Below are 13,449 nucleotides of genomic sequence, written 5' to 3'. Positions count from 1 at the left end.
TTGCGCGTTTGTCCCTGTCCGCCTATCGCCGCCGCGAATGGCCGGAACGAAAGGACAGCGCGGCGATGCACATATTGGTCGATGCCGACGCCTGCCCGGTGAAGGAGGAAATCTACAAGGTTGCCTTCCGCCATGGCGTGCCGGTCACCATCGTCAGCAACAGCCCGATCCGCATTCCGGCGCATGAGTTGATCGACCGCGTGGTGGTGAGCGACGGGTTCGACGCCGCCGACGACTGGATCGCCGAACGCGCCGGTGCCGATACGCTGTGCATCACCGCTGATATCCTGCTCGCCGACCGTTGCCTCAAGGCCGAGGCGGGGGTGATCGCGCCCAATGGCAAGCCCTTCACCAGCGCTTCGATCGGCAGCGCGATCGCGGTGCGGGCGATCATGGCGGACCTGCGCGCCGGCGCCGTGGGCGATCCGGTCGGCGGGCCGCCGCCTTTCTCCAAGACGGATCGATCCCGCTTCCTGTCCGCGCTGGACGAGGCCATCGTGCGCATGAAGCGGGGGCGGTGATGGGCGATTATGACGCGATAATCCTGGGCGCCGGCGCCGCGGGTATGATGTGCGCTGCCACCGCCGGCCAGCGTGGACGCCGGGTGCTGCTGGCCGACCATGCCGATGCACCGGGCAAGAAGATCCTGATCTCCGGCGGCGGACGCTGCAATTTCACCAATATCCATACCGCTGCCGACCGCTATCTGTCGGCCAATCCGCATTTCGCCAAATCAGCGCTGGGCCGCTACACGCCGCAGGATTTCCTTACCCTGATCGGCCGCTATGGCATCGCCTGGCATGAAAAGACGCTGGGGCAACTCTTCTGCGACGGATCGGCGAAGCAGGTCGTGGCGATGCTGGAAGAGGAATGCGCGGCCGGCGGCGTGACCATGGCGCTGGGCCAGCCGGTGACGGATATCAGCCATGGCGATGGCCTGTTTCGCGTCAAGCTGGGCGATCGCATCGTGTCGGCGCCGTCTTTGGTGCTGGCGACCGGTGGCCCGTCCATCCCGAAATTGGGCGCTACGGGCTTCGCCTATGAGGTCGCGCGCCAGTTCGATCTCAAGGTGGTGCAGCCCCGGCCGGCGCTGGTGCCCTTCACCTTGGGGCCGGATGACGCGCTGTTCCAGTCGCTGTCGGGCGTCTCGGCGGAGGTGGAGGTGCGCTGGAACAAGACCCGGTTCCGCGAGGCGGCGCTCTTCACCCATCGGGGCCTCTCCGGCCCGGCGATGCTGCAGATTTCCTCCTATTGGGAACATCGCACGCCGATCCACGTCAATTTCCTGCCCGATCTCGGCGTGGACTGGTTGCTGGCCGAAAAGCGCAATCGTCCGCGCACCGGCTTGCGGCGCGTGCTGGTCGAGCGCTTCCCCGAGCGCATGGCCGATGCCCTGCTCGAACGGATCGGCACGCAGGGTGACCTTGGCAATCTGCCCGACAAGACCCTGCGCCAGATTGGCGAGCGGCTGGCGGGCTGGTCCTTCATCCCGTCCGGCACCGAAGGCTATGCCAAGGCGGAGGTCACGGTCGGCGGAATCGCCACCGCTGGCCTGTCGTCGCGGACGATGGAAGCCGCCAAGGTGCCGGGCCTCTACGCCATTGGCGAGGCGGTCGATGTCACTGGCTGGCTCGGCGGCTATAATTTCCAATGGGCCTGGGCCAGCGGCTGGGCGGCCGGGCAGGCGCTCTAGGCGCGCCCTACGGTCTGGGCCTGCGCTGCTGCGATGCTGGCCTGAAGATGCTGGCGGCGGAAGGGCTTGGAAAGGCGCGGAATATCCGGCGCGATCAGGTCGACGCCTTCATAGCCGGATATGATGAGCAACGCGATTTCGGGATGGTCGACGCGCAGCCGCAGCGCCAGTTCGGCGCCGGTCATGCCGGGCATGATATGGTCGGTGACGACGATGTCGGGCCGGAAGTCGGCGGCGATCATGCTGAGCCCCAGTTCGGCATTGTCGATGTCGACCACGTCATAGCCAAGGTCGGTCAGCATTTCCCGCGTGCCATGGCGGACCAGGGCATTGTCGTCGATCAGCAGCACCTTGCCTTGCGTTGCTGCGATCTCGCCGCCATCGCCATCCGCCACGATGGCCACCGGCTTCTGCTTCTCGATTGGCAGCCAGAGCTGGACTTCCGTGCCCTGACCCACTTCACTGACGATTTCCAGCGCACCGCCCAACTGGCCGGCCAGGCCATGGGCCATCGACAGGCCAAGCCCGGTGCCATGACCGACCGGCTTGGTCGTGAAGAAGGGCTCGGTCGCGGACGCCTTGACTGCCGGGGTCATGCCAATGCCGGTGTCGGTGATACGCAAGCAGACAAATTGGCCGGGGATCAGTGGCACGGGGAGGCGGCTCTTGCACCGTTCGGCAGAAATGATGACCTGGCCGCCGTTCGGCATGGCGTCGCGCGCGTTGACCACCAGGTTGAGGATGGCCAGTTCCAGCTGATGTCGATCGGCGCGCACCGGCGGCACATCCGGCGCGGCGTCGACATGGAGAATGATCTGCGGGCCGACCGTGCTGACCAGCAAGGTCTGCATATTCTCCAGCGTCTCGGAAAGATTGACCGATGTCGGTTGCAACGGCTGGCGACGGCCAAAGGCGAGCAGCCGCTTGACCAGCGTCTGCGCGGTTTCCGCCGCCTGCATCGCGATATTGGCGGTGCGCGCTACCGCTTCGGGGGATCGGCCGCCGGCGATGATCTGGTCCAGCCCGCCGATGATCGGCGTCAGCAGATTGTTGAAGTCGTGCGCGACATGCCCGGTCAACTGGCCCAGCACGTCCATCTTCTGGATTTGCCGCAGCTTGTCCTGCGCGCTTTCCAGTTCGCTCGTGCGTTCGCGCACGCGCTGGTCCAGATGATCGTTCAGGGATTCGAGTGCGCTGAAGAGCCGGCCATTTTCGAGTGCGGTGGACGCGGCCCGCGCCAGCGCTTCGAGCAGCGAAATCTCATTGTCGGTCGGCATCGCCGGCTCGGACCAATAGGCGCCCACGGCGGCGATCGGGTCGACCCGGCCGATCGGCACCATGATCATGCTGCGGACGAAGGTCTGGCTATAGGCATCGACCGGCACCCGGACATCGTCGAATATGTCGGCGATGACCGCGGTTTCCTGGTTCAGCATCGCCCAGCCGGACACACAGGTTTCCGCCGGAAATCGTTGCCCGGCCCATAAAGGCGCCTTGGCGTCCTCGGCGATATAATGGCATTTGTCGCCGTCGCGCAGCACGACCGCGATACCGTCTGCGCCGACGGCGCGGCGGGCGAAGGCGCGCAGGACGGCGACCACCGCATCCAGGGACCGCGCGCCGGCCAGGGCTTCCATGGCCTCGGCCGCTATGGTCCAGCGGGCCGCGAGCGCCTTCTGCGTCGAATGGTCCTCTCGGCCATATGCTCCATTCATCGTATGACCTCTGAAGTGGAAGGGAATCGCACTATATCATCGATCAGACGGGCAGGGGAAATGGAGATTTGTCAGTAGGTTAAGACTAGGTATGATTACATAATATACGCAATTTTACGGCTTGTTCGTGTGGGCGCGAAGCCATGAAATGCGGGGTATCGAAATCGCCGTCATGGCTGCGGCGGTTCATTTTCCTGTGGCTGGGTCGGCGCGATCCGCGGTGGGGGCACGCCCTGCGGCGGCAGCGGCAAAGGCTGGTCGGACGGAATGCGAAGCTGGTTGCCATCGATTGTGACGGTCATTCCGCCCTGATCCATGCCGACGCCGACATTGCCGATGCCGGTTTCGACGCTGGCATTGGCGATGGCGTTGACCAGATCGGGGTCTTGCTCTTCCTCGGGCACCTTCTCGACCGGCTCGTTGATGGCGCCGGCCATGAAATTGCGCCAAATACGTGCTGGCACACCGCCACCGGCCGCGCCGCCGGGCAGCGGGGCATTGTCATCATTGCCGATCCACACCGCCGTCACCAGGCCGCCGGCATAGCCGACGAAAATCGCGTCGCGACTATCCTGTGTCGTCCCGGTCTTGCCAAAGGTGCTGGTGCGCAACGCCGCGGCGCTGCCGGTGCCGCGATTGGCGGCAGAGGACAGGAGGTCGCGGATCATTTCGAGCTGGTCGTCGCTGAAATGACGCTGGCGCTTCATGAGGCGGTCGAACCAGCCCTGTTCCTCGGGCGGCAGGCCATGGGCGAGCACCGGATAGGCGCCGGCTGCCACCGACGCATAGGCCTCGGCCAGTTCCACCAGCGGGATTTCCGACGTGCCGAGCGCGAGGCTGAGATCTTCGGTCAGCGGCGCGGTAACGCCCAGATCGCGGGCAACCTTGATGACATTGTCGACGCCGACCTTCTGGGTCAGGCGCACCGCCGCCACATTGCTCGACGCGGCAAAGGCCTGACGCAACGTGATGCGGCCGCGATATTTGCCGCCATGATTGGCCGGGCGATAGGTGCCGGTGGTGATCGGCGTATCCTCGATCATGTCGTCGGGCGTCATGCCGGCGCGGAAGGCCGCGAGATAGACGAACAGCTTGAAGGTGGAGCCGGGCTGGCGCTTGGCCTGCACGGCGCGGTTGAAGCTGCTCTTCTCGTAATTCTTGCCGCCGATCATGGCGACGACGCTGCCGTCGGGCTTCATCGCCACCAGCGCCACCTGTGCCCCGCCCAGCGGCGCGCGCCGGATCGCGGCTTCGGCGAGGCGCTGGATGCGCCAGTCGAGCGTCGTTTTCACCTCCTGCGCGCCATAGACGGCGCCGGCCCGGTCGCGCGCTTCCGGCAGCACCCAGTCGGCAAAATAGGTGCCGCTGGTGGCATCCGGGGACTCGCGGACATCCAGGCGGGCCGGGGCGAGCTGATCGCGCTGGGCCTTGCTGATATAGCCGGCCTCGACCATCGCTTGCGTCACCAGCGCGGCGCGGGCACGTGCGCCCTTCAGATTGCTGGTCGGCGCGAGACGCGATGGCGCCTTCAACAGGCCGGCCAGCATCGCGGCCTGGGATATGGTCAGCCGTTCGGGCTGACGATCGAAATAATGGAGCGAGGCGGCGCGCAGGCCATAGACATTGTCGCCGAAATAGACGTTCGAGAGGTAGCGTTCGAGGATCTGGTCCTTGGTCAGCCAGGCCTCCAGCCAGAAGGCGATCAGCGCTTCGCGCGCCTTGCGGCCCATGGTCCGGTCGCTGGACAGGAATACGCCCTTGGCCAGCTGCTGGGTGATGGTGCTGCCGCCCTGCGACGATCCGTCTGACCAGATATTGTGCCACATGGCGCGGGCGATGCCGCGCGGATCGACACCCCAATGGTCATAGAAGCGGCGATCCTCGATCGCCATGAAGGCCTGGGGCACATGGGCGGGCAGCTTGGCCACCTCCACCGGCTTGTCGATGATGGCGCCGCGCCGCGCGACCAGATGGCCGTCGGCCGACATCAGGCTGATGCTGGGCGGGGCAATGGGCTGGAGCGAACGCGACATCGGCGCCGTCACCGCCAGCCAGGCGATGATCAGCATCAACAGGGCCAGCCCTGCCGCCACGATCCAGCCGAAAATCTGCAGCCGCCGCTTCCACGGGGTGGGCGGGGTAAAGGCGCTGGGCGGGCCGGCGCCGAACGGGCGCGCTTCGTCAGCGGCCGGGGCAGGCGTGCCGGTAGGGGCGGGATTGGGCATTTCGGTCATCGGCACGGCCATGCTGTATTATGTTGTTGATACGGTCAAGTCTGTCCCGCGACGGGACATCCCGGATTTTACGAAATTTGCCATGGAACTAATGGTAAATATCGCGTTAACCAATCCTTATGAGAAACCGAGTCCTCGTCCTCACCAACGAAGCCGCCCGTCACCCCTTTCGGCAGCGGCTACCCCGTCACATCTTCCAGCTGACGGACGATGCGTCGTCGCAGGCGCGTCGGCGCCGTGATGTTGCCGTCTCCGACGATAATGACTGGAAGCTGTTCGTGCTGAGCTTTTCGGCCTTCTTCACGGCTTTCTACAGCTTCATCTTCTAAAGCTCGCCGCCGCAGGTCGGGCCGTCACAGGCCTTGTGCAGCCGCCAGGCCAGCCAGGCGCAGGGCAGGCACATCGCCGCCACCAGCAGCAGCTGATAGACCACCTCCAGGCCGGCCAGGGTCAGGCCGATCGCGATCAGCGATCCGACCACCATGGCGCCGGAATTGACGATATTATTGGCCGCCACGGTGCGCGCCGCCTCGCACTTCTCGACCGTGGTCGTGAGGAAGGCGTAGAGCGGCACCACGAACATGCCGCCAAAGGTCGCCACGCCGAGCAGGCAGAGCGACAGCGGGATCGCCATCGGATGGGCGAGGAAGCCGGCGAGCGGCAGCATCTGGCCACCGGGTGCCGGCGTCCACAGGTCGCACACCACATGGAAGGCGATGATGCAGCAGCCCATGCCGATCACCGATGCGGGGGCATATTTGGCCGAGACATGGCCGGCGAGCAGCCGGTTGATCGCGATCGATCCGATCGCGATGCCGATCGAGAAGATCGCCAGGAACAGGCTGGCAACCGACTTGTCGGCGGTCAGGACATTCTTCACCAGCGGCGGGAACTGGATGAACAGCACCGATCCCACGGCCCAGAAGAAGCTGATCGACATGATCGCCAGATAGAGGCGCGGAATGTGCATCGTGCCCCGTACCAGCGCGACCGAGGATCGGATGACGTGGAAGTCGATCGGCTGCTTGGCGAGCAGCGACGGGGCGGGCGGCACGGCCCGGCTGGCAAAATAGCCGATGAAGGCGGTCACCACCACGCCGATGGCCGCGGCCTCGATCGGGATGATGCCGGCCAGGATGGTGCCGGCCAGGATCGCGATATAGGTGCCGGCTTCCACCAGCCCGGTGCCGCCCAGGACCTCGTCATCATGCAGATGCTGGGGCAGGATCGCATATTTGATCGGGCCGAAGAAGGTGGAGTGGATACCCATCGCGAACAGGGCGGCGAGCAGCAGCGGGATCGCCAGGATATGGACGGCGATGCCGCTCCAGATCAGCGCCAGGCCGGTCGCGCCGACCGTCATGATGACGATTTCGGCTGCCTTCACCCAGCGGATGATGACGGCCTTGTCGCGCTGGTCGGCCAATTGGCCCGACAGGGCGGACAGCAGGAAGAAGGGGATGATGAAGATGCCGGTGGCCAGCGCACTGAACCAGGTTTCGGACCGCTCGTCATTATAGACCTGATACACCACGAACAGCACCATGGCGTTCTTGAACAGGTTATCGTTGAAGGCGCCGAGAAGCTGGGTGATGAAAAGCGGCAGAAAACGGCGCTTTTTGAGGAGCCTGAGTGAGGCTTGCATGAGTGCGTTTGGCTTTTCGCTGTGGACGACCGGGGGGCGGTCTAGCCGCTGCAGGCGGGCCTGTCCAATTTCCTGTTCACTTCTTGCTGCCTTCGCTTGTGCCCGATGCGGGACTGTGGCAGGTCGCCCTGATGCTGACGCTGCCCAATTTGCTGACGCTTTCGCGCATCATCACCGTGCCCTTGCTGGTGGCCCTGTTGTGGCCCGGCGAGATGGGCGCGCGCTGGACCACGGGCTATGGCCTTGCCTTCGGTCTCTACTGCCTGATGGGCATCACCGACTATTTCGACGGCTACCTCGCCCGTGCGCAGGGCGCCGTGTCCAAGCTGGGCGTGTTCCTTGATCCGATCGCGGACAAGATCATGGTCGGCGCGGTCATCCTGATGCTCGCCGCGACGCGCGACATTGCCGGCATCCATATCGCAGCCGCGATGATCATCCTGCTGCGCGAGATCGCCGTGTCGGGGCTGCGGGAATTTCTGGCCGGCCTTCAGGTGTCTGTCCCGGTGTCGCGCCTGGCCAAGTGGAAGACCACGTTCCAGTTGATCGCGCTGGGCGCCCTGATCCTGGCCGGTGCCGTGCCGCAATTCCCCTTCGTGCAGAGCGTTGGCATACTGACCCTGTGGGCCGCGGCCATCCTGACGCTGATTACCGGCTGGGATTATCTGCGCGTCGGCATCAAGCATATGGACTGACCGGCATGGCCGCTGTGACCCTCGTCTATTTTGCCTGGGTGCGCGAAGCCATTGGCCGCGATGACGAGCGGGTCGAACTGGCTTCGCCAGATGAGACCGTAGCGGAACTGGTAGCGCGACTGGCGGCACAGGGCGGTGGCTATGCCGAGGCGCTGGCCGATCCCGATCGGTTGCGCGCGGCGCTGGACCAGCAATTTGTCGGTTTCGATCAGGCAATCGGCACGGCGCGGGAACTGGCGCTGTTCCCGCCGGTCACGGGTGGATGAAACGGGTCGCCATCCAGGCGGATGATTTCGATATTTCGGCTGAACTGGCCGCGCTCGAAGCGCTGGGCGGCGGCGGGGTGGCCAGTTTCACCGGTATCGTCCGCGGCGAAGAGGGGCTGGTGGCGCTGGAACTGGAACATTATCCGGCGATGACGCAGCGCCAGGCTGAACGGATCGCGGAGGAGGCGATGGCGCGCTGGCCGCTGCTGGGGCTGTCGATCATCCATCGCCATGGTCGGTTGCTGCCGGGCGAGCGGATCGTGTTCGTCGGCACGGCATCGCGGCATCGCGCGGCGGCGCTGGAAAGCTGCGCCTTCCTGATCGACTGGCTGAAATCGCGCGCGCCCTTCTGGAAAAAGGCGTATTATGCCGATGGCGCAGGCGCCTGGGTCGCGCCCCGCGCCGAGGATGAGGCCAAGGCGCAGGGCTGGGATCGCTGATCGATCAGGCGGCGTTGGCGCGGATCGCGGGATGGTCCGCTGCGTCGCGCAATATCTCGGCGAGCAGATGGAATTCCTTTTCGCGCGGACTGTTCTTGCGCCAGACTAGGGCAATATCGCGCCAGGCATGATCGGACTGCAGCGGGCGCGCGGTGATATTGGTATGTTCCAATATGCCGCCGGCCAGCGCCATTTCCGGCAGCATCGTGACGCCCAGGCCATTGTCGACCATCTGGATCAGCGTGTGGAGCGAGGTGCCCATCATCGTCGCGCTGGCGCGCAGGTCGGGGCGATTGCAGGCAGCCAGCGCATGGTCCTTCAGGCAATGCCCGTCCTCCAGCAGCAGCAGCTTGTTCTCGTCGATCATGTCCGGCTTGATCCAGTCCGGCGGATTGGTCGGATCGTCGCGCGGGAAGGCAACATAGAGCGGATCCTGGAACAATATCTCGCTGTCCAGTTCGCCGGTGGGATAGGGCAGAGCCATCAGCACGCAGTCGACATTGCCATGGCGCAGCGAATCGATCGCCGCCTGGGTCGTTTCCTCGCGCAGGTAGAGCTTCAATTCCGGCCGGTCGGCCCGCAGGCGCGGCAGCAGGCGCGGCAGCAGGAAGGGCGCGATCGTCGGGATGACGCTCATCCGCAATTCACCGGTCAGCGGCTTGCCCGACGCCTCGGCGATCGCGGCTAGCTCCTCCGCCTCGCGCAGGACGCGGTGCGCCTTTTCGACGATGCGATCGCCCAGCGCCGTGAAGCGCACGACGCGGCGCGTTCGCTCGACCAGTGTGACGCCGATCAGGGACTCCAGTTCGCGGATGCCGGCCGACAGGGTGGACTGGGTCACATAGCAGCTGTCGGCCGCCTTGCCGAAATGGCCATGTTCCTTCAGCGCAACCAGATATTGCAGCTGCTTGAGCGTGGGCATGTAGTTCGACATTTATCGGATTCCTGAATTAGAAATCCGAATATAAGCGAATTATCCGATATAACCAAGATATTTGGCGATGCCGAAGGCCGACGTCAGGGTCAGGATGATGCCGACGGCCACGAACAGCACCTTGGGGGCGACATGGCGGGCCAGCATGGCGCCAAAGGGGGCTGCCACCACGCCGCCGATCAGCAGGCCGATCGTGTAGGTGGTGAAGCTTTCCCAGCCCAAATGGAACAGGAAGGTCAGGCTGATCGACAGGGTCAGGATGAATTCGACGCTGTTGACCGTGCCGATGGTGTGTCGCGGGCTCGATCCCTGGATCAGCAGGTTGGACGTCACGACCGGGCCCCAGCCCCCGCCGCCCGATGCGTCCATGAATCCGCCGACCAGGCCCAGCGGCGCGACCCATTTCGGGCTCTTGCTGTGCGGGGGGAAATGGAAGCCGCGCCAGATCAGGTAGATGCCGATCGCTGCCAGATAGAATTGGACGAAGGGCTTGATGATCGCGCCGTCGATATTGGAGAGCAGGTAGGCGCCGGCCACGCCGCCGATCACGCCGGGAATGACGAGCCGGGCGAACAGGCCCCAGTCGACATTGCGGTGCAGGATATGGCTGATCGCTGACACGCCGGTGGTGAAGGTTTCGGCGGCATGGACGCTGGCGGACGCGCGGCTGGGCGGCACGCCCATGGCCAGCAACAGGGTGCTGGAAATCACGCCATAGGCCATGCCGAGGGCGCCATCGATAATCTGCGCGCCGAAGCCGATCAGGATGAAGGGCAGTATTTCGCCAAAATGGGCGATAAATGTGTCGATCATCCAAACACCTTCGTTCTAATTGTCTACCTCAATGATTGGTATATCTTGAGGCGCCAAGCAAGTTTCTGTTTTGGGCCGGGAAGGCGAATTAGGGCGCGCTCTGGAAAAATTGCCGCTTAATCTCTATGTTGCTGGCAACAGGGTAAAAGGGGCGCGCCAGCAGGGCGGGTCCGTTCAGGGACGTTTCGATGCTGCGTAATCTCATCGCCTATCTGGATTCGGTCAAGTCGCGCGACCCTGCGCCGCGATCGCGGGCGGAAATCCTGCTCTATCCCGGTATCTGGTCGCTGGCCTTCCATCGCGTGGCGCATCGTCTCTATCGGGCGCGGCTCTATTTCCTGGCGCGGGCAGTCAATCATCTGTCGCGCTTCCTGACCGGCAATGACATTCATCCCGGCGCGAAGATCGGCAAGCGCTTCTTCATCGATCATGGCTTCACCGTGATCGGCGAGACGGCGGAGATTGGCGACGACGTCACTCTCTATCAGAATGTGACGCTGGGCGGGACCGATCCCGCCAACGGGATCGCCGGCAAGCGCCATCCGACGCTGGAAAATGGCGTGATCGTGGGGTCGGGCGCGCAGGTGCTGGGCCCGGTCCGTGTCGGCGCCCGTGCCCGTGTCGGCGCCAATGCGGTGGTGACCAAGGATGTTGCGGAGGCCGCGACCATGGTCGGCATCCCCGCGCGCGCGATGCTGGTCGATGTCACCGCCTATCAGCGCGACTTCCTGCCCTATGGCACGCCCTGCTCCGATTGCTTCGATCCGGAAAAGCAAAAGCTGGAATTGCTGCAGTGCGAAGTGGAGCAGTTGCAGAAGCGTCTGGCCGAGTTGCTGGCGCAGAAGCAGGCGCCCGAACTGCCTGCCGATGACGTAGCCCTGTTCAAGGAGCGTGGCCGGGCCTGATGTCCAATGTGACGCCGTTCCCAGCACCCAACGGCCAGCAACAGGGGCAGGTCGGGTTCGATCGCCTGGAGTTGCAGCGGATCATGGATCTCTATGGCCGCATGGTCGCCGCCGGACACTGGCGCGACTATGCCATGGACCTGGGGCGCGAGGCGGCAATTTTCTCCGCTTTCCGGCGTTCTGCCGAGCGTCCTGAATATCGGATCGAGAAGCGGCCGGCGTTGCGCAACCGTCAGGGCATGTGGGCGCTGGTGGGTGAAGCGGGTCATGTGCTCAAGCGCGGGCAGGAGTTGCAGGGCATCTTGGCGCCTGTCGAACGCAAATTGATGCGCATCGTCGAGGATTGACCCGCAGATCCGGTTAATCGTGCCCGCATGCTTCGGCGGTTCGGCGCATTTTCCCTTCGCCCCACGTCCACATGTGCCCGCGTAGCGCCAAGTCGCGTTGCAACGGCGTCATGACCCGACTTATGCTGCATCGCGTCAACAGGTGGCTGGTTCCACTGACGCGGCAACTGTCCGAACAGGCCGGGGGCTTCGATCTTTGTCAGGGCGAGAGGTGCGCGCATCCGGATTTTCCGGAGTGCTCTGTCGCGTCCTGTCCGGATCGGGGCGATCGGTTGCGGGCATATTGTCGATTAGCTTGCACATTGGACAAGGAGAATTGTCATGCGGATCGTGATGACCGGATCTGGTTATGTTGGTCTGGTATCGGGCGCCTGCCTCGCGGATTTCGGACACGAAATCATCTGCGTCGACAAGGATGAGCGCAAGATCGCCAAGTTGCGCGAAGGCGGCGTGCCGATCTATGAGCCGGGCCTGGCCGATCTCATCGCGCGCAACGTCAAGGCGGGCCGGTTGAGCTTCACGACCGATCTGGCAACGTCCGTGGCAGACGCCGATGTCGTCTTCATTGCGGTCGGTACGCCGGCGCGTCGGGGCGATGGCCATGCCGACCTCAGCTATGTCTATGATGCTGCGCGCGAGATTGCCGGGGCGCTCAAGGGCTTTACCGTTGTGGTTACGAAGTCGACCGTGCCGGTCGGCACCGGTGACGAGGTCGAACGGATCATTCGTGAAACCAATCCCGACGCCCAGTTTGCGGTCGCCTCCAATCCCGAATTCCTGCGCGAGGGGGCCGCGATCGAGGATTTCAAGCGCCCGGATCGCATCGTCGTCGGCATCGAGGACGAGCGTGCTCGTCCGGTGATGGAAGAGGTCTATCGCCCGCTCTATCTCAACCAGGCGCCGCTGCTGTTCACCGGTCGTCGCACCAGCGAACTGATCAAATATGCCGCCAACGCCTTCCTGGCGATGAAGATCACCTATATCAACGAGATGGCCGAACTGTGCGAACGGGTCGGCGCGGATGTGCAGCAGGTGGCGCGCGGCATTGGCCTGGATAACCGGATCGGTTCGAAATTCCTGCATGCCGGACCCGGCTATGGCGGCTCCTGCTTCCCCAAGGATACGTTGGCGCTGGTCAAGACGGCAGAAGATTCCGGCGCGCCCATTCGCCTGATCGAAACCACCGTCGCGATCAACGAAAGCCGCAAGCGGGCCATGGCGCGCAAGGTGATCGGCGTGTGCAACGGATCGGTGCGTGGCAAGACGATCGCGGTGCTGGGCCTGACCTTCAAGCCCAATACCGACGATATGCGTGATGCGCCGTCGCTGTCGATCATCCAGGCACTGCAGGACGGTGGCGCGCAGATCCGCGCCTTCGACCCCGAAGGGATCGAGGCTGCCCAGCCGCTGCTGCAGAATGTCGATTTCTTCCACGATCCCTATGCCGCAGCGCAGGGGGCATCGGCCGTCGTGCTGGTCACCGAATGGGATGCGCTGCGCGCGCTCGACCTGTCGCGCCTGCGCGGCGTGATGGCTGGCAATGGCCTGGTCGACCTGCGCAACATCTATCGGCCCGAAGTCGCTGAAGCGGCTGGATTTATCTATGACAGCGTTGGCCGTGGCATGGCGCCGGAGCCCGAAATGCTGGTTGAAGCTGCCGAGTAAAAGTTCCTCGCCTCGTCGCAAAAATGGCTGATTTGCGACGAGGCGAGCTTGTCTGGAAGCAATTGTTAACCCTCGTGGCGGACCCTTTAGGGACACC

14 protein-coding genes are annotated in these 13,449 nt (G+C 64.2%); 9 read left to right on the top strand and 5 right to left on the bottom strand.

Annotated elements, in window-relative coordinates:
• Positions 1-65: 65 nt before the first annotated feature.
• Together A0U87_RS01580 and A0U87_RS01575 are read left to right on the top strand one after the other, a co-directional pair.
• Entirely contained in the window at positions 66-521 is a 456-nt protein-coding gene (locus tag A0U87_RS01580; RefSeq protein ID WP_048936684.1) for a YaiI/YqxD family protein, read from the top strand.
• On the top strand, positions 521-1,693 hold the full coding sequence (locus A0U87_RS01575) for an NAD(P)/FAD-dependent oxidoreductase (RefSeq protein WP_048936577.1): 1,173 nt from the start codon (positions 521-523) through the stop codon (positions 1,691-1,693). Before A0U87_RS01580 ends, A0U87_RS01575 begins: the two co-directional genes overlap by 1 nt.
• On the opposite strand, the gene A0U87_RS01570 is transcribed toward A0U87_RS01575, so the two are convergent.
• A complete protein-coding gene (locus A0U87_RS01570; protein ID WP_048936576.1) occupies positions 1,690-3,408 on the bottom strand; it encodes an ATP-binding protein in 1,719 nt (572 codons plus the stop codon). The two genes, A0U87_RS01575 and A0U87_RS01570, sit on opposite strands and share 4 nt — an antisense overlap.
• 170 nt (positions 3,409-3,578) lie before the next feature.
• Entirely contained in the window at positions 3,579-5,654 is a 2,076-nt protein-coding gene (locus A0U87_RS01565) for a PBP1A family penicillin-binding protein (RefSeq protein WP_137405188.1), read from the bottom strand.
• 107 nt (positions 5,655-5,761) lie between these two features.
• Between A0U87_RS01565 and A0U87_RS01560 the strand changes: the two genes are divergently transcribed.
• Entirely contained in the window at positions 5,762-5,971 is a 210-nt protein-coding gene (locus A0U87_RS01560) for a hypothetical protein (RefSeq protein ID WP_004212393.1), read from the top strand.
• Here A0U87_RS01560 and A0U87_RS01555 read toward each other — a convergent pair.
• Positions 5,968-7,287: an MFS transporter gene (locus A0U87_RS01555; RefSeq protein WP_048936574.1), complete on the bottom strand. Its 1,320-nt coding sequence runs from the start codon at positions 7,285-7,287 to the stop codon at positions 5,968-5,970. The two genes, A0U87_RS01560 and A0U87_RS01555, sit on opposite strands and share 4 nt — an antisense overlap.
• A gap of 131 nt (positions 7,288-7,418) precedes the next feature.
• Between A0U87_RS01555 and pgsA the strand changes: the two genes are divergently transcribed.
• The 3 genes from pgsA to A0U87_RS01540 are packed head-to-tail and all read left to right on the top strand — an operon-like array spanning position 7,419 to position 8,688.
• Positions 7,419-7,982 (top strand): CDP-diacylglycerol--glycerol-3-phosphate 3-phosphatidyltransferase, encoded by a 564-nt coding sequence (gene pgsA, locus A0U87_RS01550; RefSeq protein WP_004212395.1) that lies wholly within the window; start codon positions 7,419-7,421, stop codon positions 7,980-7,982.
• Positions 7,983-7,987: 5 nt separating this feature from the next.
• Entirely contained in the window at positions 7,988-8,248 is a 261-nt protein-coding gene (moaD, locus tag A0U87_RS01545) for a molybdopterin converting factor subunit 1 (RefSeq protein WP_048936573.1), read from the top strand.
• Positions 8,245-8,688 (top strand): molybdenum cofactor biosynthesis protein MoaE, encoded by a 444-nt coding sequence (locus A0U87_RS01540; RefSeq protein ID WP_048936572.1) that lies wholly within the window; start codon positions 8,245-8,247, stop codon positions 8,686-8,688. Before moaD ends, A0U87_RS01540 begins: the two co-directional genes overlap by 4 nt.
• 4 nt (positions 8,689-8,692) lie before the next feature.
• On the opposite strand, the gene A0U87_RS01535 is transcribed toward A0U87_RS01540, so the two are convergent.
• Positions 8,693-9,622, bottom strand: a complete 930-nt coding sequence (locus A0U87_RS01535) for a hydrogen peroxide-inducible genes activator (RefSeq protein ID WP_004212401.1) — start codon at positions 9,620-9,622, stop codon at positions 8,693-8,695.
• A gap of 39 nt (positions 9,623-9,661) precedes the next feature.
• Positions 9,662-10,435 (bottom strand): sulfite exporter TauE/SafE family protein, encoded by a 774-nt coding sequence (locus A0U87_RS01530; RefSeq protein ID WP_004212403.1) that lies wholly within the window; start codon positions 10,433-10,435, stop codon positions 9,662-9,664.
• A gap of 188 nt (positions 10,436-10,623) precedes the next feature.
• On the opposite strand from A0U87_RS01530, the gene epsC reads away from it, so the two are divergent.
• The 3 genes from epsC to A0U87_RS01515 all read left to right on the top strand — a co-directional run bounded on the left by epsC (position 10,624) and on the right by A0U87_RS01515 (position 13,352).
• On the top strand, positions 10,624-11,340 hold the full coding sequence (gene epsC, locus A0U87_RS01525; RefSeq protein ID WP_004212405.1) for a serine O-acetyltransferase EpsC: 717 nt from the start codon (positions 10,624-10,626) through the stop codon (positions 11,338-11,340).
• Complete coding sequence (locus A0U87_RS01520; protein ID WP_004212406.1) at positions 11,340-11,687, top strand: DUF2794 domain-containing protein; 348 nt, start codon at positions 11,340-11,342, stop codon at positions 11,685-11,687. Before epsC ends, A0U87_RS01520 begins: the two co-directional genes overlap by 1 nt.
• Positions 11,688-12,008: 321 nt before the next feature.
• Positions 12,009-13,352, top strand: coding sequence for a UDP-glucose/GDP-mannose dehydrogenase family protein (locus tag A0U87_RS01515; RefSeq protein ID WP_004212408.1), 1,344 nt, complete (start codon positions 12,009-12,011; stop codon positions 13,350-13,352).
• Positions 13,353-13,449 lie beyond the last annotated feature (97 nt).

The organism is Sphingobium sp. MP9-4, from assembly GCF_005281675.1.
GTDB classification, from domain to species: Bacteria; Pseudomonadota; Alphaproteobacteria; order Sphingomonadales; family Sphingomonadaceae; genus Sphingobium; species Sphingobium yanoikuyae.
The sequence above is the reverse complement of the archived record's forward strand: the minus strand, read 5'-3'. Positions and strand labels throughout refer to the sequence as shown.